This window comes from Pantoea sp. BR_17 (assembly GCF_041955125.1).
GTDB lineage: Bacteria > Pseudomonadota > Gammaproteobacteria > Enterobacterales > Enterobacteriaceae > Pantoea > Pantoea stewartii.
This window is the reverse complement of record NZ_JAVAXT010000002.1, coordinates 202,882-225,370: the sequence shown is the minus strand read 5'-3', so window position 1 is coordinate 225,370 and position 22,489 is coordinate 202,882. Positions and strand designations below refer to the sequence as shown.

Sequence of the window (22,489 nt, the reverse complement as noted above, 5' to 3'; positions counted from 1 at the left end):
ATGAAAACGTTTCTTTGGTTATGGATGTGTATCGTGATTAACGCTCAGGCCGCGGTAATTCCGCAGCAAAGCCGACTGATCTTCCATCCCGGCGAGGTGCAAACCCCGTTACTGCTGGTTAACAGCGGCGACGCACCCGTGCTGATCCAGACCTGGGTCGACAGCGGCGCACCGGAAAAATCGCCGGGCAGTAAAGCCTTTCCTTTTGTCGCGCTTCCCGGCGTTTTTACGCTGAACAAAGATGAAAAAAAACAGATTACCGTTTTACGCACTGAGCTGGCCGCAACGCTGCCACAGGATCGAGAATCCCTTTACTGGCTCAATCTGTACGAAATCAGCGCCGTAAAAAAAGGAACGATACAGCCGGGCAGCGATAAGATCAGCATGGCGCTGAATACCCAACTTAAAGTGATCAACAGACCGTTTAAGAAGGCGATACCGTTTACGGCACGTGTGAACGCCGTCACCTTTCAGGTCAGGAAAATGCAGGGGCAGGTTTTCATTCGTGCCACCAACCGTAGTGGCTACTTTTTCACGCCGGGCAAAATGACCGTGCGGGCAGGCGGAAAAGGCTACACCGTTTATCTGGACGGGGATAAAACGCTCGCGCCTTTTTCCAGCAAAGAGTATCCCCTGATGGGAAACGCGTCGCCTTCCGCGGCGAGCCAGATCCTTGTTGATTACACGGCGCTGGACGATGAGGGGAACCCGCAGGCTTTTACCGCGCCTGTGGCTCCCTCCGAGGAAGCCCCGTGAAACGGGCCGAGCGGATGCCGCACGGACCGGCATCCGCAGGTGATCAGTAAACCATGACCACTTTGCCGCGCATATGGCCTTCCAGTACACGCTGGTGGGCCGCTTCCAGGGTTTCCACACTTAACCCGTGCAGGGTTTCACTCAGGGTGGTTTGCAGCTTTCCGTCATCTAACAGGCGGGCAACGCTATTCAGAATCTCAACCTGTTGCGCCATATCCGGCGTGGTGAACATGCTGCGAGTGTACATAAACTCAAAGTGCAGCGAGGCGCTCTTAAGCTTCAGTTGATCCATTGACAGCGGATGTTCGTTCTCGACGATGGTGCAGATATGACCCTGGGGCGCGATGAGCTGGCTCATGGTTTCCCAGTGGCCGTCAGTGTCGTTAAGGCAGAAAATGTAGTCGACCTGCTTAATGCCGTGCTTTTCCAGCTCAGCGGGCATGTCTTTATAGTTGATCACCAGGTCGGCCCCGCGATCGCGGCACCACTGGGCAGAGTCTTCCCGTGACGCGGTGGCAATCACTTTCGCCTTACTGCGCATTTTCGCCAGCGGAATCGCCAGAGAGCCTACACCGCCTGCGCCGCCAACGATCAGCAGCGTTTGATCGTCACGCGCGGCTGCCATATCCAGTCGCTCGAACAAACCTTCCCAGGCGGTAAGCGCCGTTAAAGGAATCGCCGCAGAGGCCGCCCAGTCGAGCGTTTTCGGCTTATGGCCAGTGATACGGGAATCGACTAACTGTTCGGTGCTGTTACTGCCCGGGCGGGTAATATCGCCTGCATAGTACACTTCATCCCCGGGCTTGAAGCCCGTGACTTTGCTGCCGGTTTCCAGCACCACGCCGCTGGCATCCCAGCCGAGGATACGCGGTACCTGCAAACCATTTTTGATCGCGCCTTTATGCACCTTGGTATCCACCGGGTTGACCGAGGCGGCTTTTACCTGGACACGCAGGTCATACTCGCCGGGTACAGGCGTTTCCGGGAAAATTTCGGTGAAGTTTTTTGGGTTTTCGGGATCAACAGCAATCGCGCGGACAGACATAATTTATTCTCCTGTAGTGTTTCTTCAAGTGTAGAACCCCACCGCCAGGCTGATAAGATGGACAATAGTTATTAGAGTGTTCGTCTGAGGTGAACAATGGCGTTTCGTGAGTGGCAGGATATGGCGCTGTTTGCGCTGGTGGCGGAGTGCGGCAGCTTTACCGCTGCGGCAGAGCGGGCAGGTTTGCCCAAATCCAGCGTCAGTCAACGTATCAGCCAGCTTGAGCAGCGGCTGGGCATCCGGCTGTTAAACCGAACGACGCGCCAGCTTAACCTGACCTTTGCCGGGGAGCGTTATCTGCTGCACTGTCAGGAGATGATGCAGGCCAGCGAACGCGCCGAACAGGCGATTGCCAACCTGCGGGAAAATCCCAGCGGTCGCCTGCGCATCACCAGTCCGGCGGGCATTGGGGCAACCCTACTGGCGCGCTGTAACGCCGCGTTTTTACGGCGTTATCCTGATGTCACGCTGGACATTTCCGTTTCAGACGAGATTCGCGACCTGGTACAGGATGGCTTTGATCTTGCCTTACGCACCGGCCAGCCACAGGAATCGTCTCTGATTGGGCGGCGTGTCGGCTACTGCGAGCGATTGCTGGTGGCCTCGCAGACTTATCTCGATCAGCATCCGCCGGTTACTCATCCGCAGCAGCTGGCTGAACATCGCTGTATCGCGCACCGCGCCTGGAACGAGTGGGTGCTTAAACGCGACAGTCAGTATCATCGCTGGCTGCTGCCGCCCGCGCACCTGACCGACAATTTGCTCTATGCCCGCGAATCGGCGCTGGGGCATGCCGGCATTACGCTACTGCCGCGTTTCTTAACGGACGGGGAGATGCGCGATGCGCGCCTGGTGCAGGTGTTACCGGAATGGACGGTTGAGGGAAACGAGCTGTGGCTGGTCTATCCCAGTCGTAAACTGAATTCGCCCGCGTTGATGAGGTTTATTGAATTTGCGTTGCAGTCGTCGGTATTTCGCGACTTTTACCGCTGAGGAAAAGAAAAGGGCGGCATTGCTGCCGCCCCTGAATCATTTGGCAATACGCTTGTACTTGATGCGCTTCGGCTCCAGCGCATCCGCGCCCAGCGTGCGTTTCTTGTACTCTTCGTATTCGGTAAAGTTACCTTCGAAGAACTCGATCTTCCCTTCATCCTGGTAGTCCAGAATGTGCGTCGCGATGCGGTCAAGGAACCAACGGTCATGCGAGATCACCATGGCACAGCCAGGGAATTCAAGCAGGGCGTTTTCCAGCGCGCGCAGGGTTTCAATGTCCAGGTCGTTGGTCGGTTCATCGAGCAGCAGCATGTTGCCGCCAACCTGCAGCAGTTTTGCCAGATGCAGGCGGCCCCGCTCACCACCGGATAACTCACCGACGCGTTTGCCCTGATCGACGCCTTTAAAGTTAAAGCGCCCGACATAGGCGCGGCTTGGCATTTCCGTGTTGCCGATACGCATGATGTCCTGGCCGCCGGAGACTTCTTCCCACACGGTTTTGGCGTTATCCATGCTGTCACGGAACTGATCGACAGAGGCCAGCTTCACGGTTTCACCCAGCACGATCTCTCCGGAATCCGGTTGTTCCTGACCGGACATCATGCGGAACAGCGTGGATTTACCGGCCCCGTTCGGACCGATGATGCCGACGATGGCACCTTTCGGTACCGAGAACGACAGATCGTCAATCAGCACGCGGTCACCGTAGGATTTACGCAGGTGGCTGACTTCCAGCACCTTATCACCCAGGCGGGCACCCGGCGGAATAAACAGTTCGTTGGTTTCGTTACGTTTCTGGTAGTCGGTATTGTTCAGCTCTTCAAAGCGTGCCAGACGGGCTTTGCCTTTAGACTGCTGGCCTTTTGGCCCTTTACGTACCCACTCCAGCTCTTTCTCGATAGATTTACGACGGGCCGCTTCAGTCGAGGCTTCCTGTGCCAGACGGGCATCTTTCTGCTCCAGCCATGAAGAGTAGTTACCTTCCCACGGAATCCCCTCACCACGGTCGAGTTCCAGGATCCAGCCGGCGACGTTATCCAGGAAGTATCGGTCGTGGGTAATCGCGACCACGGTGCCTTCGAAGTCATGCAGGAAGCGTTCCAGCCAGGCGACCGATTCGGCGTCCAGGTGGTTCGTCGGTTCGTCCAGCAGCAGCATGTCTGGCTTTTCCAGCAGCAGGCGGCACAGCGCAACACGGCGGCGTTCACCACCGGACAGGTTCGCGATTTTGGCGTCCCAGTCTGGCAGGCGCAGCGCATCGGCGGCACGTTCCAGCTGTGTGTTCAGGTTATGGCCGTCGTGGGCCTGAATGATCTCTTCCAGACGTCCCTGCTCAGCTGCCAGCTTGTCAAAATCCGCATCTTCTTCGGCGTAAAGCGCATAAACCTCATCAAGGCGTTTCAGCGCGCCAACCACTTCCGACAGCGCTTCTTCAACGGATTCACGCACGGTGTGCTCAAGGTTGAGCTGCGGTTCCTGCGGCAGGTAACCAATTTTGATACCGGGCTGTGGACGGGCTTCCCCTTCGATGTCTTTATCGATGCCTGCCATGATGCGCAGCAGCGTCGATTTACCGGCACCGTTCAGGCCGAGTACGCCAATTTTCGCACCGGGGAAGAAGCTGAGGGAGATGTTTTTCAGAATATGACGCTTTGGCGGTACCACTTTGCCAACGCGATGCATGCTATAGACGAATTGAGCCACGTTGTATTGAGCCTCTGGGTCTGTTTGTCGTTTGGATGATGTCGAAGTTTAGCCTTTTTCGCCGCCTAATCACAGCCGAGGGGACGGGATTATTCGATGGCGGCCGCGGGTTCAGAATAACTGTTTGATTTATGTCCGTTGTCAGACCGACACGGCACAGGGCAACGCGCATCAGAACGCCGGTGGACAGGCTGAAGTCAGGGCAGGCGCACGGGAATAGACTGTTGCGCTAACCACTGACTCAGCGTGGCATCTGGCGCGCTGTCGCTGACCAGCAGGTCGAAGCGTGAAAGTGCGCCAATGCGGGCCGGTAACACTTTCCCGTATTTACTGCTGTCCGCCACCAGAATCCGCTGGCGGGCGCGCCGCATGGCATGGTGTTTCATGGGCAGTTCATTAAGGTTATAACAGGTCGCGCCCTGATCGTGGCTGACGCCTGCCGCAGAAATAAAGGCCAGGTCAGGGCACAGGTCATCCAGAATGCACTGTCCGCCCACCGGCGTGAATAAGGCGTTATCCGCATGGAATTCACCGCCGCTCAGGATGACATGGCAGGCGGGCTTTTCTTTTAATGCCAGAAAGGTATTCATGGCACAGCAGATGGCGGTGAAGGGCAGGGCATCCGGAATGGCATCCACCACATAGGGCAAGGTCGTCCCGCAGTCGAAAAAGACGGTATCGTTCTCCCCGATCAGACCTGCCGCCGCCTGCGCCAGCTGCTGTTTGCGGGTGGCGTTTTGGCCGTGCTGATCGGAGACAAAATAGTGACCGGGTTGGCTTCTGGGATCGCTGACGATATAGCCGCCGAGCAGGACGACGCTGGATGTCGGTTCGCTCAGATCCCGGCGAATCGTCATCTCTGAGACGTCCAGCAACCGGGCGGCATCCTTCAGGTGAAGTTTATCGGTGCGCTTCAGTGCCAGAGCTAGTTTGCGCAGACGTTCGTCGCGGCGGGTTTCCATTGTCATCTCTGAACCTGTATTCCTTGAGGTGGACGTCATATGTCTGTTACACCGCGAAGGTGGCCGGTAACGGGGGCGTTCAACTCGCCCGTTTTCACTTCGTGACCTTTGATAAAGGCAAAAAAAGAAGGCGTTGCATGCTCGACGCATCCGTTTTTTATCTTACCTGCAAAGCGATTATCCCGTAAATCGCTGGCATGCCAACCGGGGAACCGTACTGTAACCTGCAATAAGCCGATGTGTGATGTTGAAATTTTAACAATGTCTTTGCGCGATATCGGACGGCTTATACCGCAGCGCAATATGCCAGTGCGCAGGTCGCACCGGCAATGCCCGCTGAGCAACCTCCTCTACAGGTCAAAGCGCACAGGCTGTGAAAGCGCAAGGCAAGATATTATGGGTAAAAATGTCGCTATTTGGGGGCTTTCTGTCACAAAAGTGTCACGTTATTTCCTCAACCGGCTCCATAAAGGTTGCTACCCGCCAGGACGATAATCAATGTGACGAAAGTCACGTTTGTTCTCCTATTTATTCATCAGGTAACAGTTTTTATGAAGCTCAATCGATTTAAAATTGGTCAAAGACTCGGTTTTCTTGCCACGTTGCTGCTGCTTGCAACCCTGTTGATGGGGGTGAACGGATTACGTGTTAACGGACAGGCTTTAGAGAACAGTCAGGCCGTTATGGCAAAGGAGATGCTCATTGCAGAAAGTATTGATACTGCGCGCAGCGCGCAGGTGCAGTTCAAAATACAAGTGCAGGAGTGGAAGAATATTCTGCTGCGTGGGACACAAGGACAAAATACATTTGATAAATATAAAACGGCCTTTTTGAATGAAAGCCAGAAAACGCAGCAATTATTGACCCGGCTCAGTCAGATTCAGGCCAAGCTGAACCTGCCAGTTGCCCCGGTTGAGCAGGCGCGCGCGGCGCATGCCGGGCTGGAACGCCAGTACCTGACGGCGCTGAACAGCTATGTTATCAACGACATCAGCAGCCCCGCGCGGGTCGATCATCAGGTAACGGGCATTGATCGTGCGCCCACCCAGCAAATCGATGCGCTGGTCACGTCGACCTTAGCGCGTGCGCAGGAAATGCATCGGGACATTGATGCGAGTAACCTTGCGCATTACCAACAAACGCGCCTGCTGTTGCTGATCGCAATGGGATGCATCCTGTTAGTGGGCGCGGGAATTACATGGTGGCTTATCCAGAGCATTACGCAACCGTTGAAACAGGCAATCACGATAGCCAAAACGGTAGCAGCGGGTGACCTGCGCGCCCGTATTAGCGTCAGCGGACGTGATGAAACGGCACAATTGATGGCCGCACTGCGCGATATGAATACGAGCCTGACACGCATTGTGATCGGTGTTCGCGGTGGAACAGAGGGCATTGCGGCCACGACAGATCAGGTGGCACATGGCAGCCGTGAGCTTTCTTCACGTAATGAAGCGCAAGCCAGTGCGCTGGAAGAAACGGCGGCGTCAATGGAACAACTGACCTCTGTTGTAAAAATCAATGCAGAAAATGCCCATCATGCCAGCATCATTGCACGTGATACGCGCCAGCGCGCCGATGATGGCGGTGAGGTGGTCGAAAAAGTGGTCATTGCCATGGAAGATATCCATCAGTTTTCACGCGAAATTAATGACATCGTTACGGTAATTGACGGCATTGCTTTCCAGACGAATATTTTGGCCCTTAACGCGGCGGTAGAAGCCGCCCGTGCTGGTAACGACGGACGCGGTTTTGCCGTTGTCGCTTCAGAGGTCCGTGCACTGGCGCAGCGTTCCGCTACGGCGGCCCGCGAGATTCGGGGACTCACGGATCGATCGGTGACGCTGGTTGCGCAAGGCAATTCACTTGTAAAAGGCGCGGGGGCATCCATGCAGGCGATCGTTGAGAGCGTAAAACAGCTGTGTACGCTCATGGAGAATATCTCTGCTGCCAGCGCTGAACAGAGTGCCGGTATTGAACAAGTCAATTTGGCGGTGACGCATATGGATGCCGCGACGCAGCAAAACGCAACCTTATCACAGCAGTCAGCCCAGTCCGCACGGGCATTAGACCAGCAGGTCAGCTCGCTGGTTGAGAACGTCAGTGTATTCAGGCTTGATGCCCAGACCGCAATGTAGAACCGTGCCGGGGCTGAGCCTCTGCATCCCGTCATCTGTATTCACATCTTGAAAACAGCACTTCCCTACGGAATCAGGGCCGTGGGGAAGCCTGTTTTGTCAGCCTGGCGGCTCCTTTCGCCTACTTTTTGTGATCAAGATCACGTAAATAGATATTAGTCATACTTATGAGAATGGTTACACTTCCATAAATTGAATGATAATGATTATTATTTATGTTGTCATTTTCGTTAACAATCACTCAGTAAATACAAATAAACCACACAAAATGTAGTTTTTTGGATTTTTGCGAACATAAATTCTCAATTTTTCAGGGCTGATGGGTTAGCTGTACCGGCTAAAGATTACCGAATCTGAACTGACACGTGCGGTCTGGCACGATCTGCTGCCCTTTTACCGGGGCGGCCAGGCGACTTACGTCTTAAACAAAGGAACAGGATATGGTGTTACGTAAGCAAACTCTGTCGGTCCCGCGCCGACATCTGTCTGAAGATATTCCTGCGGCTCAGGACGTCATCTTTAACGAGGCGCAGATTACGGCGTGGCAGCTGCAAACGCACGCGGCGCTGGCGCTGATCAGCAGCACGGTGCAGCGCGTGGAGAAGCCGTTCAGCGGAATCCTGCCCCATGAGCTGGCCCCGGCGTTCAGCGCCGTCGACCTTGATCAGCCTCTGGGCAGCAACGAAGCCGCGCTGGAAGAGCTGCGGTCACTTTACCTGCGCGATGCCGTCTGGTTCCACCACCCCAAATATGTCGCCCATCTTAACTGCCCGGTTGTGCTGCCCTCGCTGCTGGCAGAGCAGATCATGGCGGCGGTAAACAGCTCCGTCGATACCTGGGATCAAAGCGCGGGCGGCACGCTGATTGAGCAGAAGGTCATTGACTGGACGCTGGGCCGCATCGGCCTGCCTGCGAGCGCAGACGGCATCTTTACCAGTGGCGGTACGCAGTCCAACCTGATGGCGATGCTGCTGGCGCGGGACAGTTGGTGCGCCACGCACCATCCGGGTCACCTGATCAAGCATAAAGGGTTGCCGGCGGAGGCCGCGAAATGGCGCGTGCTGACCTCCCGACTGAGTCATTTCAGTATTCAGAAGTCGATGGCGATTCTTGGCCTGGGCTACGATGCGGTGATTTCCGTGGATTACGACGAACACTACCGCATGGACAGCGTACAGCTTGAGCGCGAAATTGAGCACTGCCATGCGCAGGGCCTGATTCCCATCGCCGTCGTGGCCACCAGTGGCACCACCGATTTTGGCAGTATCGATCCGCTGAACGCTATCGCGGATTTGTGTCAGCAGTACGGCATCTGGATGCATGTTGATGCGGCTTACGGCTGTGGCCTGCTGGTATCTGAAACGCAGCGGCAGCGCCTCAGTGGTATCGAAAAAGCGGACTCGGTGACGGTGGATTACCACAAGTCATTCTTCCAGACCGTCAGCTGCGGGGCGTTTTTCGTGCGCGATAAACAGCACCTCAGCCATGTGACGCACCATGCCGATTACCTCAATCCGCTCAGCGCCCAGCAGGAAGGGACGCCAAACCTGGTCAACAAAAGTATTCAGACGACGCGCCGGTTTGACGCGCTGAAAATGTGGCTGACGTTGCGCATCATGGGCCCGGCGGCGCTGGGGGAAGCATTCGATACCATCCTGACGTTGACCGAGGCAACCCATCAGTTGCTGAAAGCCCATCCGTCCATTGAGGTGCTGCATGCGCCTGAACTGACCACACAAATCTTCCGTTTCGTACCCCGGCCTGACATGCGGGCCGCACAGCTGGATGCCATCAATGCCGGTATCCGCAAGGCGCTGTTCCGCTCGGGTAACGCGGTGATCGCCGGTACGAAAGTCGAGGGTCACCAGTACCTCAAATTTACCCTGCTGAATCCCACCACTACGGTGGCTGACATGGAAGACGTCATTGCCCTGATTGTCCATTACGGCCGGGAGCAGGCACGTGACCTGACTTTGCAAGCCGCTAACCAGTGAGAACGGTACGATGAACGACAACATTTATGACTTTATCGGAATTGGCATCGGTCCTTTCAATCTCAGCCTGGCCTGTCTGAGTGAACCTATTGAAGGGCTGAATGGCCTCTTTCTGGATCAGAATCCGGGCTTTGACTGGCATACCGGCATGATGCTGGAAAGTGCGCATCTGCAAACGCCGTTTATGGCCGATTTGGTGACGCTGGCCGATCCCACCAGTCCTTACAGTCTGCTGAACTATATGAAGCAGAAAGGAAAACTGTATTCGTTCTATATCCGCGAAGACTTTTTCCTGATGCGTAAAGAGTACAACCAGTACTGTCAGTGGGCCTGTTCAAAGCTGAGTAACCTGCGCTGGAACACGCGCGTGGACTATGTGAGCTACGACGAAGCGTTGCAGTGCTACCGCGTGCGGGCAGTCGATACGGTCAGTGGGCAGCAGCAGGACTGGCTGACCCGCAGGCTGGTGTTGGGCACCGGTCCTGAAGCCTGGCTGCCTGCCTGCAGCCATCCATTCCGGTCGCGTTTTACGCACTCCAGTCAGTATCTGGCGAATAAGGCGGATTTGCAGAAAAAACCGTCCATTACCGTACTGGGTAGCGGGCAGAGCGCGGCAGAGATCTATTACGATCTGCTTACGGAGATCGATCGGTTTGGCTATCAGCTGAACTGGATAACCCGTGCGCCACGCTTTTATCCGCTGGAATATACCAAACTGACGCTGGAGATGACCTCGCCAGAATGGGTGGACTATTTCCACGCGCTGCCGGGTGAGAAACGCGATGCGCTGAATGCGCGCCACAAAAATCTCTATAAAGGCATCAACAGCACGCTGATCAACGCTATTTACGATCTGATGTACGTTAAGCAACTGGATGGCGCGCTGAACGTTAATCTGTTCACCCATTCAGAACTGACCGGAATGCGCGCATTACCCAACGGAGAGTTCGAGCTCGCGCTGCATCAGCAGGAGCAGGATTGTGCCTTTACCCGCCGTACGCACGGTCTGGTGATGGCAACGGGCTATCAGTATCGTCCGCCGATGTTTATTGAAGGCATCAGCCAGCGTCTGCGCTGGGACGAGAAGGGCCGTTACGACGTTCAGCGTAACTACAGCATTGATCGCCACAACCAGATCTTCGTGCAGAACGCGGAGCTGCACACGCACGGCTTCGTTACACCGGATCTGGGCATGGCCTGCTATCGCAATTCGGTGCTGCTGCGTGAAATCACCGGCAAAGAGATCTATCCCGTCGAACGGCAGATTGCCTTCCAGACTTTCCCGGCTCAATCGGAATCGTAATATGTCACAGTTAACGCTTTTCACTGCCGCCCGCCCGGCAGGCCAGTTTACCCTCCGCCCTATGCAGGCCGCTGACGCCACGCTGATTCATCGCTGGGTGACGCGCGACTATGCCCGCTTCTGGGGAATGCAGAATGACACACCAGAGCAGGTCGCCGACTTTTACCACCAGCTGACGGCCAGGGATCCGCATGCGGCGTTGATCGGCTGCTGCAATGGTGAACCGGCCTTCCTTGTCGAATGCTATCGCGCCCGCGAGGATGAAGTAGGTAAATACTATCCCGCTCAGCCGGACGACTACGGCATGCATATTCTGATCGCGCCCGCGGAAACCCCGGTCAGGGAATTTAGCTGGCAGGTCTTCAGCACCGTTATGGACTACCTGTTCAGCCGCCCCGAGGTCAGTCGCGTGGTGGTCGAACCGGATGTGCGCAACGACAAAATCCATCGCCTGAACAAACGTGCGGGTTTTCGCTACCAGCACACCATTGATATGGGCCACAAAACCGCCTGGCTCGCCTTCTGTCAGCGCGACGATTATCAACAGGCATTACTGCAGGACTCACGAATGAATCACGCCACCTCACTGTTAACCGGTGCCCATCTCACCGGACCTCACTGGCTGCAGGCTAACCGTTTACTGATTCGTAAAGCGATTGCCGAATTCGCGCATGAAAAGCTGATCGTCCCCGACGAAATGCACCCAGGACGTTATCGCCTGGCCGTGCCGGGTGCCGAGGCAGAGTACCATTTTTCCGCTCAGCGTCTGGCGCTGGACCACTGGGATATCGACGTTGCCTCACTGGAAAAGCAGGAGAATGGTCGGGCGTTACCGCTGGATGCGCTGCAGTTTATTGAGGAGTTTAATGCGCAGATCGGCATTCCTCAGGCGCTGTTAGCCACCTACATGGAAGAGATCAGCAGCACCTTATGCAGCAGCGTATTTAAGTTGCAGAAGCAGAATCCAGACAGCCAGGCGCTGGTAAAAGCGGACTTCCAGACCGTGGAATCCTCCATGACGGAAGGGCATCCCTGCTTCGTCGCCAATAACGGCCGCATCGGCTTCGATGCGCGGGATTACCTGGCTTATGCTCCAGAGGCCGCCGCGCCGGTAAATCTCATCTGGGTAGCCGTGCATCGTCGTCATGCACATTTCTCCAGCCTCAGCGCGCTGAGCTATACGCAGTTGCTGCAGGAGGAGCTAGGGCAGTCCATTCTGGATCGGTTCGCGGCTCAGCTGACAAGCCACGGGGTGGAACCCGAGGACTATATCTTTATGCCCGTGCATCCGTGGCAGTGGCAGAACAAGCTGCTGACGGTGTTTGCGGCGGATATTGCCAGTCGGGACATTATTTATCTGGGCATCGGTGATGACCAGTATCAGGCGCAGCAGTCGATTCGTACCTTCTTTAACCGCAGCCAGCCTCACAAGCGCTATGTGAAAACCGCCCTGTCGGTGCTCAACATGGGCTTTATGCGCGGCTTGTCGCCGTACTATATGGCGACCACGCCTGCGATTAATGAATGGCTGGAAACGCTGGTGGCAAACGACAGCTGGCTTCAGCGCTGCAACTTCCGCATCCTGCGCGAGGTGGCCGCCGTGGGCTATCACAACCGCCATTACGAACGTGCCATTAAGGGCGATTCCGCCTATAAGAAAATGTTTGCGGCCCTGTGGCGCGATAATCCGGTTCCTGATCTGCAGCCCGGCCAGCGCTTGATGACCATGGCGGCGTTCCTGCATGTTGATCACCATCAGCAGCCGTTACTGCCCGCACTGATCGCCGACTCAGGCCTCCCCGCGGCACAGTGGGTTGAACGTTACCTTAACTGTTACCTCAGTCCGCTGCTGCACTGCTTCTATCAACACGATCTGGTGTTTATGCCCCACGGCGAAAACCTTATCCTGCTGCTGGAAAACAATGTGCCGGTCAGCGCCTACATGAAAGACATTGGCGAAGAAATCGCCGTCATGAACCCGGAGGCGGTACTGCCGGAGAACGTCCAGCGTCTGGCGGTAGACGTGCCTGAAGAACTGAAGCTGTTGTCGATTTTTACCGACGTCTTTGACTGTATCTTCCGCTTTATCAGCGCGATTTTGCACCAGTCAGGCACGCTGCCCGAGAGTCAGTTCTGGCAGTTGGTTGCACAGTGCGTGAAGGATTATCAGCAGGCGCATCCGCAGCTGGCCAGTAAATTTGCTCGCTACGATATGTTTGCGCCCACCTTTACCCGCTCCTGTCTGAACCGCCTGCAGCTGGCCAATAATCAGCAGATGATCAACCTGTCCGATCCTGCCGAAAACCTCAAGTTTGCCGGCACGCTGGAGAATCCTGTCGCCCGGTGGCGTTAACGGGATCATCACCGCCTTCCCATCAGCGCGGTCGCCCTGGCGGCCGCGTTTTTCTCGTTTTACTGGATAATACTGACGATGGCTCGTTTTCAACCTGTCTCGCGCCTGACGCGACGACATCTGTTATTTCCTTTATCGCTGGTGCTGTTTGAGTTTGCCACCTATCTCGCCCATGACATGATTCAGCCCGGCATGCTGCGGGTCACACAGGCTTTTCACGTGGGCCCGGAGTGGGTGGCCACCTCGTTGACCGCCTATCTGATGGGCGGGATGCTGTTACAGTGGCTCCTGGGGCCGCTGTCCGACAAGCTGGGCCGCCGTCCGGTCCTGCTGACCGGTGTTGCGTTTTTTATGCTGACCTGTCTGGCGACGCACTGGGTGCAGGGCATCGGGCCATTTATCCTGCTGCGCTTTCTGCAGGGCATCAGCCTGTGCTTTATCGGTGCGGTGGGCTATGCCGCCATTCAGGAGGCTTTTGACGAGGCACTCAGCGTAAAGATGATGGCGCTGATGGCGAACGTTGCGCTGCTGGCTCCGCTGGCCGGGCCGCTGGCGGGTACGGCGTTTCTGGCCGTCGCAGACTGGCGCACACTGTTTCTGTTTTTCGCTGCTCTGGCCGCGCTGTCGCTCATTGGCCTGGGCCTGTCGATGCCGGAAACCGCAGGTGACAGACGCACCTCCGTATCGCTGCCGTCGCTGGCGGCGGGCTATTATGCGTTGCTAAAAGACCGCCAGGTGATGTGCGGTTCGCTGGCTATTGGCCTGGTGACGATTCCCTGCCTGACATGGGTCGCGCTTTCGCCTGTTATCCTGATTCACGGTCTGGGCCTGAGCCGACTGGATTACGCACTGCTTCAACTGCCGGTCTTTATGGCAATGATTGCCGGGAATCTCACGCTGGGACGACTGGCCAGCCGTCTCTCCGTCGAGCAGCCGTTACGGTTGGGGGCCTGGCCTGTGGTTACAGGGCTTTTGATCGCTGCGCTGAGCACGTTATGGCAGGCGGACAGCTACATTGGGCTCACTGCTGGCCTCAGCCTGTACGGCTTCGGCAGCGGGATGGTCAATGCCGGACTGTACCGACTGACGTTATTTTCCAGTCAGGCAGGGAAGGGCAGCGTGGCAGCGATGCTGGGCATGGTCAGTATGGTGGTCTTTGCTTTTGGGATTGAGGCAGGCAAAGCGGCCTATTTTCATGGCGGTACCGCAGGCTTCAGCCTGTTGAATCTGATCTGTGGTGTGCTGTGGCTGTGGTTAGTACGTGTTTTTCTGCGAGAAAAACAGCGGCGACATTGCGCCGCTGTGGCATAAGCGCTGACAGGCGGCACGGATTGCCGCCCTGGCAGGGATCAGAAATCGTAGCCGACGGTCGCCACCACGGTGCGCTCTGCGCCCCAGTAGCAGAAGCCCGTGCCGTAGCAGGCAGAAACGTAGTCGCGATCGGTCAGGTTATTGGCATTAAGCTGCACAAACGCGCCTTTGAGGTTGCTGTTCCAGGCACCTAAATCAGCGCGGACCGAGGCGTCAAACAGCGTAGCGGAAGGCAGACGTGTGGTGTTCTCATTGTCTGCCCACTGCCGACCAATGTAACGCACGCCAGCACCGACGCTGATTCCCGCATCAAACTGGTATTTCGCCCAGGCAGACGCCATCGAGTCAGGCGTCACGTAAGGCGTGTGGCCGTTATTGCCGTCGATGGAATCTTTGAAGCGCACATGGTTCACCGTCACGCTCGCCAGCGTGCTCAGTCGCGGGGTGAGCTGATTATGCGCTTCCAGTTCGAGGCCCTGAGAGTGCACTTTGCCAGCCGGTTCATAATAGGAGCCCACTACCACGCGGTTACCGACATCATTCTGTGTCAGGTCGTAGATCGCGGCGGAGTAGAGATCGGACGTGCCCACGGGCTGGTACTTAATGCCGGTCTCATACTGCTCCGAGGTCGTTGGCTTCAGCAGGTTGCCATCCCGTCCGGAAAGGGATTGTGGCGTAATCGCCTGGCTATAGCTGACGTAGGGCGAAATCCCGTTATCGAAGGCATACAGCAGCGCCGCCCGGCCACTGACGTGATCATCCTGACGACGATATTGGGTATCGGTGCTGTACTGGCGGTTTTCAGACACGATGCGATCGTAGCGGCCTGAGAGATCCAGATGCCATTTGTCCCATTTCAGCTCATCCTGCAGGTACACGCCGGTTTGATAGTAACGACGCTGTGAATTTGTAAACACGTAAGCCGGATTCACGCCCATGGCCTGACCTCTCAGCGCATTGAGTGAACTGGCCGGGCCGCTGGCACCCCGTAAATCGTTCGTGTACTGATGGTATTCCGCACCCAGCACCACCTTGTGATCCACCGGACCGGTATCAAAGTCGGCTTCCAGCTGGTTATCAATCGCGTACGCCTGCAGCGACGAACGCGAGCCGGAATAGTTGCGATTGAGCAGTTCTGACTGCGGTGATGCCCAGCCAATCTGATAAACCTGATCCAGATCGACATTGGAATGGGAGTAGCTGGCATTCGAGCGAAACGCCCAGGTTTCATTAAAGCGGTGAGCGAATTCCGCGCTGTAAATCTGCTCCCGCCGCTTGAACTGATCCAGCGCGCTGTCGCCATCATAGAAACCGGTGCTGAGCTTACGCCCGTTATGTTCGGTGATGCTGCCGTCCCCTGGCACGGCACTGTGATAGCCGCCGGACGGATCTTTTTGCAGATAAGCGCGCAGCAGGAGTGACGTATCCTCATCAGGTTGCCACAGCAGTGAAGGCGAAATCGCATATTTTTCTTCGCGTGTATGATCGTACTGCGTATCACTGTTGCGCGTTATGCCGGTCAGACGAAACGCCCACTGATCGTTGATGGCATTGGTGTAATCAAACGCAGCGCTGTTGGTGTTATGGTTGCCGGTAGACAAACGGAAATGTCCCTCAGGCGCATACTGCGGACGTCTGGAGCTTTCCATCACTAAGCCACCCGGCACCGTCTGTCCATACAGGGCAGAAGAAGGACCTTTGATCACATCAATACGGTCGAGGAACCAGGGATCGACCTGCAGCACGTTATAGCTGCCGGGATCGCTCATCAGGCGCAGACCGTCCAGGAAAATGTTATCGACATCGCCGCCGTGGAAGCCGCGCAGAGAGACCGTGTCGTAGCGGGTGGCTGCGCCAGCGAAGTTCGTGAAGGCACCTGCAGTGTAGTTAAGCGCCTGATTCACATCCATTGCGCCCTGATCGGCCATTTGCTGGCGCGTCACGACCGAAACGGACTGACCGGTGGTGATCAAAGGACGATCGGTTTTGGTTGCCCCTTTACTGACGGTCGCCGTGTAGCCTTCAGTGGGCGTGGTCGATGTTTCTTCCGGCTTTGCTGTCACCACCAGCGTATCGGCGGCAAAGGAGACCGCAGGGGCGGCAATGGCGATGGAACACAGTAGCGCTAACCGTTTCGGGCCAAAAGGCATTCTCATTGTTTATCCCTTACAAAGGCAAATACAACGCGCCCGGCAGAAGAAAGGCGCAGAAAGTCATGTGACAAAGGTGTTATGCACATTGAATGCAAATGAGAATTATTATACTTACTGTTATTTATTACAAGATGTCTTGTGCGTTATTACACAAGAATTTAACGACGGAAAAGAAACGGGCCGGTCACGGATGCGTACCGTGGGCGTGCATGGCTCAGGTGGGAAGAAAGCGCAGGGTGCCGCGATCCAGGCAGGTCAGCCTGCGCGCCGACCTGCCTGACAGGAGGAGAATCAGATGGCGACCAGGCTCCGCACGTTATCCGTTTCCATCTCTTCACCGCGCCCGCGCTGGATAATTTCACCGCGCGACATGACCAGATAGCGGTCGGCCAGGTCCGCGGCAAAATCATAAAACTGCTCGACCAGCAGAATCGCCATGTCGCCGCGCTGTGCCAGTTGGCGGATCACCAGGCCAATCTCTTTGATCACTGAAGGCTGAATCCCTTCGGTAGGCTCGTCGAGGATCAGCAACTGTGGACGGCTGGCCAGCGCCCGGCCAATGGCCAACTGCTGTTGCTGGCCGCCGGACAGATCGCCGCCCCGGCGGGATTTCATATCGAACAATACCGGAAACAGCTGGTAAATCTCTTCAGGCACCTGCTTTGCCTGCGAGGATGAGAAGCGTGACAGGCCCATCAGCAGATTCTCTTCAACCGTCAGACGCGGAAAAATCTCCCGCCCCTGCGGCACGTAAGCCATGCCGGCCTGCACGCGCTGGTGGGGCTTTCGCCCGTTGATGATATTGTCCTGCCAGCGCACCTCGCCCGATTTAGCCGGTATTAAGCCCATCAGGCATTTCAGCAGCGTGGTTTTCCCCACACCGTTGCGGCCGAGCAGGCAGGTGACTTCACCCTGTTTAACCTCAAAAGACAGGCCACGCAGAATGTGGCTGCCGCCATAATACTGATGCAGTTCAGATACCTGTAACATTTAGCGCCCCAAATAAACGTCAATGACCTGCTCGTTGGCCTGTACCTCGCGCAGGGAACCTTCTGCCAGTACGGCTCCCTGATGCAAAACGGTGACGTGATCGGCAATGGTTTCCACGAAGCCCATATCGTGCTCAACCACCATAAGTGAATGCTTGCCCGCCAGACTGCGAAACAGTTCTGCGGTGTAGTCAGTTTCCGCATCGGTCATGCCCGCAGCGGGCTCATCAAGCAGCAGCAGGTGCGGTTCCTGCACCAGCAGCATGCCGATTTCAAGAAATTGCTTTTGGCCGTGCGACAGCAGACCTGCCGGTCGCTGGCGGGCGGCGCTAAGCCGCAGCAGCGTCAGGATCTCATCGATCCGATCCCGTTGCGCGCTGTCAAGGCGCGCACGCAGGCTGGCCCAGACGGTTTTGGTGGTTTTCAGGGCAATCTCCAGATTCTCAAATACCGTCAGCGCTTCAAACACTGTCGGCTTCTGAAATTTGCGCCCAATTCCGCTACGGGCAATCTCGACCGGCGACAGGGCGATGAGGTTTTTATCCTGATCGTAAATGACCTGCCCTGTGTCGGGACGCGTTTTGCCGGTAATAACGTCCATCAGCGTGGTTTTACCTGCGCCATTAGGGCCAATGATGCAGCGCAGTTCACCGACGCCAATCTGTAAAGAGAGATTGTTAAGCGCACGAAACCCCTCAAAGGTTACGGTGATGTTAGCCAACTGCAGGACCGGATCGCGCCGGGCACGATAACGATCGGCTGGCAGAGTTTGGGTGAACAGGGTCTCAGTCATCTTTTCTCCGGCGCAGTAAACCCATCACGCCACGCGGCAGAAACAGCGTGACCAAAATAAACATCATCCCCAGGAAAAACAGCCAGTACTCCGGAAAAGCCACGGTGAAGACGCTTTTCGCACCGTTGACGATGGCGGCCCCGAGCAGCGGACCGATAAGCGTACCGCGCCCGCCAAGTGCGACCCAGATAGCGGCTTCAATGGAGTTGGTCGGGGACATTTCACTGGGGTTAATAATGCCAACCTGAGGCACATAGAGCGCGCCTGCCAGGCCACATAACATGGCCGAGAGGGTCCAGACGAACAGCTTAAAACCCCGGGGATCGTAACCGCAGAACATCAGGCGGTTTTCGGCATCCCGAACAGCGGTCAGCACCCGGCCAAATTTACTGCGGGCCAGCGCGAAGCCCAGCACCAGGCTTGCTAACAGCAGCATGACGGTAGCAATAAACAAGCCGATGCGCGTGTTGGTTGAGGTCACACTAAAGCCCAGCAGGGTCGTAAAACCGGTAAAGCCGTTGTTACCGCCAAAACCAGTTTCGTTGCGAAAGAACAGCAGCATGCCGGCATAGGTCAGCGCCTGGGTCATGATTGAGAAATACACGCCTTTGATTTTCGAGCGGAAGGCAAAGAAACCAAACACCAGCGCCAGCAGGCCCGGCACGAGGACAATCAGACACAGCGCCCAGGCGAAATGCTGCGTGCCTGCCCAAAACCACGGCAGCCGATCCCAGGACAGGAAGGTCATAAACGCGGGCAGGCTGTCCCCGGAGGCCTGGCGCATCAGGTACATGCCCATCGCATAGCCGCCCAGCGCAAAAAACAGGCCATGCCCCAGAGAAAGTAAGCCCGCATAACCCCACACCAGATCCAGCGCCACCGCGACCACGGCGTAGCACAGAATTTTACCGACCAGCGTTAAGGTATAGGTGGAGATCGCCAGCGGATGCGAGGCGGGCAGCAGTGCCAGGAACGGCATGATCAGCAGCAGCAGCGTAACGACTGCGCCAATGCCCAGCGTCAGGCGCGGTGCCTGACGCGTCAGACGTAAGGTGAGAGGTTGCGTCATCAGTCAGTCACCCTTCCTTTCACGGCAAACAGTCCCTGCGGACGTTTTTGAATAAACAGCACGATCAACACCAGAATAAGGATTTTCCCCAATACGGCCCCCATCTGCGGCTCCAGCACTTTGTTGAGAATGCCCAGTCCCAGTGCGGCGACCACGGTTCCGGCAAGCTGGCCGACGCCGCCCAGCACCACCACCAGGAAAGAGTCGATGATGTAGCCCTGGCCCAGTTCTGGCCCGACATTGCCTAACTGCGACAGGGCGACGCCGCCCAGCCCCGCGATACCGGAACCCAGACCAAATGCCAGCATGTCCACGCGGCCCGTCGGCACGCCACAGCAGTCGGCCATGGTCCGGTTTTGGGTGACGGCGCGCACGTTCATCCCCAGCCGCGTACGGTTGAGGAGCAGCCAGGTTAGTATCAGCACAAACACCACGAACAGGATGACTGCAATGCGGTTCCAGGGCAGAACCAGATTGGGCAGCACCTGCAATCCGCCCGACAGCCAGGCGGGATTGGCGACCTCCAGGTTCTGCGCACCAAACAGCATACGCACTAGCTGAATCAGCATCAGGCTGATGCCCCAGGTCGCGAGCAGGGTTTCCAGCGGGCGGCCATACAAATGGCGAATGATGGTGCGCTCCAGCGCCATTCCAATGGCTGCCGTCATCAGAAACGCGACCGGCAGCGCCAGCAGCGGATACCAGGCGATATACTGCGGAGCAAACTGCTGAAACAGGTTTTGTACCAGCCAGGTGGCGTACGCGCCCAGCATCAGCATTTCACCGTGCGCCATATTGATCACCCCCAGCAGACCGTAGGTGATGGCCAGGCCCAGCGCGGCCAGCAGCAGGATCGATCCCAGCGAGAGCCCGCTGAATGCCTGTCCCAGCAGATCGCCCCACATCAGGCGACTTTTCATCTGCTTCAGGCTGTCTGCCGCTGCCTCGCGTACCGTTTCATCGGGCTCGGCTGCGGGCTGCGTCAGGCGCTGCAGGCTGGCCTGAGTATTAGGATCGCTGGATTCGCCCAGCAGTTTGACCGCTCTAAGCCGCACCATCGGCTGCGGGCTGGTCAACTGCAGACTGGCCGCCGTCATGGCCAGCGCAGCATGAACCTGAGGATCCGTTTCAACACTGAGGCGTTTCTCTATGAGCGGAAGCAGGTCAGCGGCCGCGTCGTTTTGTAACTGTTGCGCCGCGCGCAGGCGCACGCCGGCATCAGGGCTTACCAACTGATGGGCGGCGAGAGCACTGGCGACCAGTACACGCAGGCGGTTGTTCATAAACAGCTTTTTAACGTCGCCGTTGGGCTGTGCGGCGTCATCCAGTGGCTGAAGCGTATTCCCGGTTTTACTAAAGGGATGGTGGTCCTGATCCGTTACGACGGTTTCCGCTTTTAACGCTTCCAGCAAGGGTAAACGGCGGGCATCTGGCGCAGCGGCCCACTGTTGCAGCAGATCGGCCTGCTGAGTTCGGCTGGCGGCGGCAAAGTCCGTAGCGGGTCCGGCGCTGGCAAACAGCGGCAGAAGCAGCAATAACGCTAAAAAATTCAGGCGAAGCATCATGGTGAGCCTCATCAAAAGGGCGAGCATAGGATGTCCTGACGGCCGCCCTCACAGCCAGCGCGAGGGCGGTCTGAGTTTTACTGCGTCGTTTTCACGGGATGATCCGGTTTTTTATCATTGCCGGGAATATACGGGCTCCAGGGCTGGGCACGTACCGGTTTGTCCGTCTGCCAGACCACGTTAAACTGACCGTTTTCTTCAACTTCGCCAATCATCACGGGTTTGTGCAGATGGTGGTTGGTCTGATCCATCGTCAGGGTAAACCCGTCCGGGGCCTTAAAGGTCTGACCGGCCATGGCCGCACGCACTTTATCCACATTGGTCGTACCGGCTTTCTCGACGGCCTGCGCCCACATATGAATGCCTACGTAGGTGGCTTCCATCGGGTCATTGGTTACCACGGTGCTGGCATTCGGCAGATTGTGCGCTTTTGCATAAGCCCGATAGTCGGCAACAAATTTCGCGTTGGTCGGATTATCTAAGGATTCAAAATAGTTCCAGGCTGCCAGCTGACCGACCAGCGGTTTAGTATCAATCCCACGAAGTTCCTCTTCACCCACCGAGAAGGCTACGACCGGGATATCGGTGGCTTTGATGCCCTGGTTAGCCAGCTCCTTGTAGAACGGTACGTTGGAATCGCCATTGATGGTGGAGACCACCGCGGTTTTGCCGCCAGCGGCGAACGTCTTGATATTAGAGACGATGGTCTGGTAATCGCTGTAGCCAAACGGGGTGTACACTTCCTCGATATCTTTATCCTGCACGCCTTTTGAATGCAGGAAGGCGCGTAAAATCTTGTTGGTGGTGCGGGGATAAACATAATCTGTTCCCAGCAGGAAGAAACGTTTGGCCCCGCCGCCATCCTGGCTCATCAGGTATTCCACCGCCGGAATCGCCTGCTGGTTTGGAGCTGCACCGGTATAAAAGACGTTCGGCGACATCTCTTCACCTTCGTACTGCACCGGATAGAAGAGCAGACCATTCAGTTCTTCAAAGACCGGCAGCACGGATTTGCGCGATACCGAGGTCCAGCAACCAAACACCACAGCCACTTTGTCCTGGGTCAGCAGTTGCCGGGCTTTCTCGGCGAACAGCGGCCAGTTTGAGGCCGGATCCACCACTACGGGCTCCAGTTTTTTCCCCAGCACGCCGCCTTTGGCGTTAATTTCATCGATGGTCATCAGGGCGACATCTTTAAGTGGCGTTTCAGAAATGGCCATGGTGCCGGAAAGGGAGTGCATGATGCCTACTTTGATGGTGTCAGCCGCCTGAGCGCTCCAGGCGAACCCCATGCCCGCGACGGTAGCTGAGAGAGCAAAAGCTTTAAGCAATGAACGTCTTTTCATCGATGGTAAACCCCT

At 56.5% G+C, this 22,489-nt stretch carries 16 protein-coding genes; 7 read left to right on the top strand and 9 right to left on the bottom strand.

Annotated features, from left to right (window positions below):
* On the top strand, positions 1-756 hold the full coding sequence (locus RAC60_RS04600) for a molecular chaperone (protein WP_006118290.1): 756 nt from the start codon (positions 1-3) through the stop codon (positions 754-756).
* Positions 757-799: 43 nt separating this feature from the next.
* On the opposite strand, the gene RAC60_RS04595 is transcribed toward RAC60_RS04600, so the two are convergent.
* Positions 800-1,801: a zinc-binding alcohol dehydrogenase family protein gene (locus RAC60_RS04595; protein ID WP_375092761.1), complete on the bottom strand. Its 1,002-nt coding sequence runs from the start codon at positions 1,799-1,801 to the stop codon at positions 800-802.
* A 96-nt stretch (positions 1,802-1,897) separates the two neighbouring features.
* Between RAC60_RS04595 and RAC60_RS04590 the strand changes: the two genes are divergently transcribed.
* On the top strand, positions 1,898-2,794 hold the full coding sequence (locus RAC60_RS04590; RefSeq protein ID WP_033740197.1) for a LysR family transcriptional regulator: 897 nt from the start codon (positions 1,898-1,900) through the stop codon (positions 2,792-2,794).
* Between the two features lie 36 nt (positions 2,795-2,830).
* Here the strand turns inward: RAC60_RS04590 and ettA are convergent, their stop codons facing one another.
* Together ettA and deoR are read right to left on the bottom strand one after the other, a co-directional pair.
* Entirely contained in the window at positions 2,831-4,498 is a 1,668-nt protein-coding gene (ettA, locus tag RAC60_RS04585) for an energy-dependent translational throttle protein EttA (RefSeq protein ID WP_006118292.1), read from the bottom strand.
* Positions 4,499-4,695: 197 nt separating this feature from the next.
* Entirely contained in the window at positions 4,696-5,460 is a 765-nt protein-coding gene (deoR, locus tag RAC60_RS04580; RefSeq protein WP_033740198.1) for a DNA-binding transcriptional repressor DeoR, read from the bottom strand.
* Positions 5,461-6,011: 551 nt separating this feature from the next.
* Between deoR and RAC60_RS04575 the strand changes: the two genes are divergently transcribed.
* The 5 genes from RAC60_RS04575 to RAC60_RS04555 all read left to right on the top strand — a co-directional run bounded on the left by RAC60_RS04575 (position 6,012) and on the right by RAC60_RS04555 (position 14,559).
* Complete coding sequence (locus RAC60_RS04575) at positions 6,012-7,598, top strand: methyl-accepting chemotaxis protein (protein ID WP_375092759.1); 1,587 nt, start codon at positions 6,012-6,014, stop codon at positions 7,596-7,598.
* Between the two features lie 440 nt (positions 7,599-8,038).
* On the top strand, positions 8,039-9,592 hold the full coding sequence (locus tag RAC60_RS04570; RefSeq protein WP_375092757.1) for a pyridoxal phosphate-dependent decarboxylase family protein: 1,554 nt from the start codon (positions 8,039-8,041) through the stop codon (positions 9,590-9,592).
* A 10-nt stretch (positions 9,593-9,602) separates the two neighbouring features.
* A complete protein-coding gene (locus RAC60_RS04565) occupies positions 9,603-10,895 on the top strand; it encodes a lysine N(6)-hydroxylase/L-ornithine N(5)-oxygenase family protein (RefSeq protein ID WP_058702088.1) in 1,293 nt (430 codons plus the stop codon).
* A gap of 1 nt (position 10,896) precedes the next feature.
* The gene (locus tag RAC60_RS04560; protein WP_058702087.1) at positions 10,897-13,248 is read left to right on the top strand and encodes a GNAT family N-acetyltransferase; all 2,352 of its coding nucleotides are present in this window, start codon (positions 10,897-10,899) and stop codon (positions 13,246-13,248) included.
* A gap of 78 nt (positions 13,249-13,326) precedes the next feature.
* Positions 13,327-14,559, top strand: coding sequence for an MFS transporter (locus RAC60_RS04555; RefSeq protein ID WP_033740203.1), 1,233 nt, complete (start codon positions 13,327-13,329; stop codon positions 14,557-14,559).
* Between the two features lie 38 nt (positions 14,560-14,597).
* On the opposite strand, the gene RAC60_RS04550 is transcribed toward RAC60_RS04555, so the two are convergent.
* The 6 genes from RAC60_RS04550 to urtA form a co-directional block, all read right to left on the bottom strand.
* On the bottom strand, positions 14,598-16,715 hold the full coding sequence (locus RAC60_RS04550) for a TonB-dependent siderophore receptor (RefSeq protein ID WP_058702086.1): 2,118 nt from the start codon (positions 16,713-16,715) through the stop codon (positions 14,598-14,600).
* A 288-nt stretch (positions 16,716-17,003) separates the two neighbouring features.
* The gene (gene urtE, locus RAC60_RS04545; protein WP_033740208.1) at positions 17,004-17,702 is read right to left on the bottom strand and encodes an urea ABC transporter ATP-binding subunit UrtE; all 699 of its coding nucleotides are present in this window, start codon (positions 17,700-17,702) and stop codon (positions 17,004-17,006) included.
* A complete protein-coding gene (urtD, locus tag RAC60_RS04540) occupies positions 17,703-18,494 on the bottom strand; it encodes an urea ABC transporter ATP-binding protein UrtD (RefSeq protein ID WP_039338787.1) in 792 nt (263 codons plus the stop codon).
* On the bottom strand, positions 18,487-19,563 hold the full coding sequence (gene urtC / locus RAC60_RS04535; protein ID WP_033740211.1) for an urea ABC transporter permease subunit UrtC: 1,077 nt from the start codon (positions 19,561-19,563) through the stop codon (positions 18,487-18,489). Before urtC ends, urtD begins: the two co-directional genes overlap by 8 nt.
* The gene (urtB, locus tag RAC60_RS04530) at positions 19,563-21,128 is read right to left on the bottom strand and encodes an urea ABC transporter permease subunit UrtB (protein WP_375092982.1); all 1,566 of its coding nucleotides are present in this window, start codon (positions 21,126-21,128) and stop codon (positions 19,563-19,565) included. The genes urtC and urtB overlap by 1 nt, the downstream gene beginning before the upstream one ends.
* A gap of 77 nt (positions 21,129-21,205) precedes the next feature.
* Positions 21,206-22,474, bottom strand: a complete 1,269-nt coding sequence (gene urtA, locus RAC60_RS04525) for an urea ABC transporter substrate-binding protein (protein ID WP_033740212.1) — start codon at positions 22,472-22,474, stop codon at positions 21,206-21,208.
* Positions 22,475-22,489 lie beyond the last annotated feature (15 nt).

What these genes read in the sequence shown, in the direction of transcription:
- RAC60_RS04600 (WP_006118290.1), top strand. Translation starts at nt 1, where the DNA reads ATGAAAACGTTTCTTTGGTTATGGATGTGTATCGTGATTAACGCTCAG.
- RAC60_RS04595 (WP_375092761.1), bottom strand. Translation starts at nt 1,801, where the DNA reads ATGTCTGTCCGCGCGATTGCTGTTGATCCCGAAAACCCAAAAAACTTC.
- RAC60_RS04590 (WP_033740197.1), top strand. Translation starts at nt 1,898, where the DNA reads ATGGCGTTTCGTGAGTGGCAGGATATGGCGCTGTTTGCGCTGGTGGCG.
- deoR (WP_033740198.1), bottom strand. Translation starts at nt 5,460, where the DNA reads ATGGAAACCCGCCGCGACGAACGTCTGCGCAAACTAGCTCTGGCACTG.
- RAC60_RS04575 (WP_375092759.1), top strand. Translation starts at nt 6,012, where the DNA reads ATGAAGCTCAATCGATTTAAAATTGGTCAAAGACTCGGTTTTCTTGCC.
- RAC60_RS04570 (WP_375092757.1), top strand. Translation starts at nt 8,039, where the DNA reads ATGGTGTTACGTAAGCAAACTCTGTCGGTCCCGCGCCGACATCTGTCT.
- RAC60_RS04565 (WP_058702088.1), top strand. Translation starts at nt 9,603, where the DNA reads ATGAACGACAACATTTATGACTTTATCGGAATTGGCATCGGTCCTTTC.
- RAC60_RS04560 (WP_058702087.1), top strand. Translation starts at nt 10,897, where the DNA reads ATGTCACAGTTAACGCTTTTCACTGCCGCCCGCCCGGCAGGCCAGTTT.
- RAC60_RS04555 (WP_033740203.1), top strand. Translation starts at nt 13,327, where the DNA reads ATGGCTCGTTTTCAACCTGTCTCGCGCCTGACGCGACGACATCTGTTA.
- RAC60_RS04550 (WP_058702086.1), bottom strand. Translation starts at nt 16,715, where the DNA reads ATGAGAATGCCTTTTGGCCCGAAACGGTTAGCGCTACTGTGTTCCATC.
- urtE (WP_033740208.1), bottom strand. Translation starts at nt 17,702, where the DNA reads ATGTTACAGGTATCTGAACTGCATCAGTATTATGGCGGCAGCCACATT.
- urtD (WP_039338787.1), bottom strand. Translation starts at nt 18,494, where the DNA reads ATGACTGAGACCCTGTTCACCCAAACTCTGCCAGCCGATCGTTATCGT.
- urtC (WP_033740211.1), bottom strand. Translation starts at nt 19,563, where the DNA reads ATGACGCAACCTCTCACCTTACGTCTGACGCGTCAGGCACCGCGCCTG.
- urtB (WP_375092982.1), bottom strand. Translation starts at nt 21,128, where the DNA reads ATGATGCTTCGCCTGAATTTTTTAGCGTTATTGCTGCTTCTGCCGCTG.
- urtA (WP_033740212.1), bottom strand. Translation starts at nt 22,474, where the DNA reads ATGAAAAGACGTTCATTGCTTAAAGCTTTTGCTCTCTCAGCTACCGTC.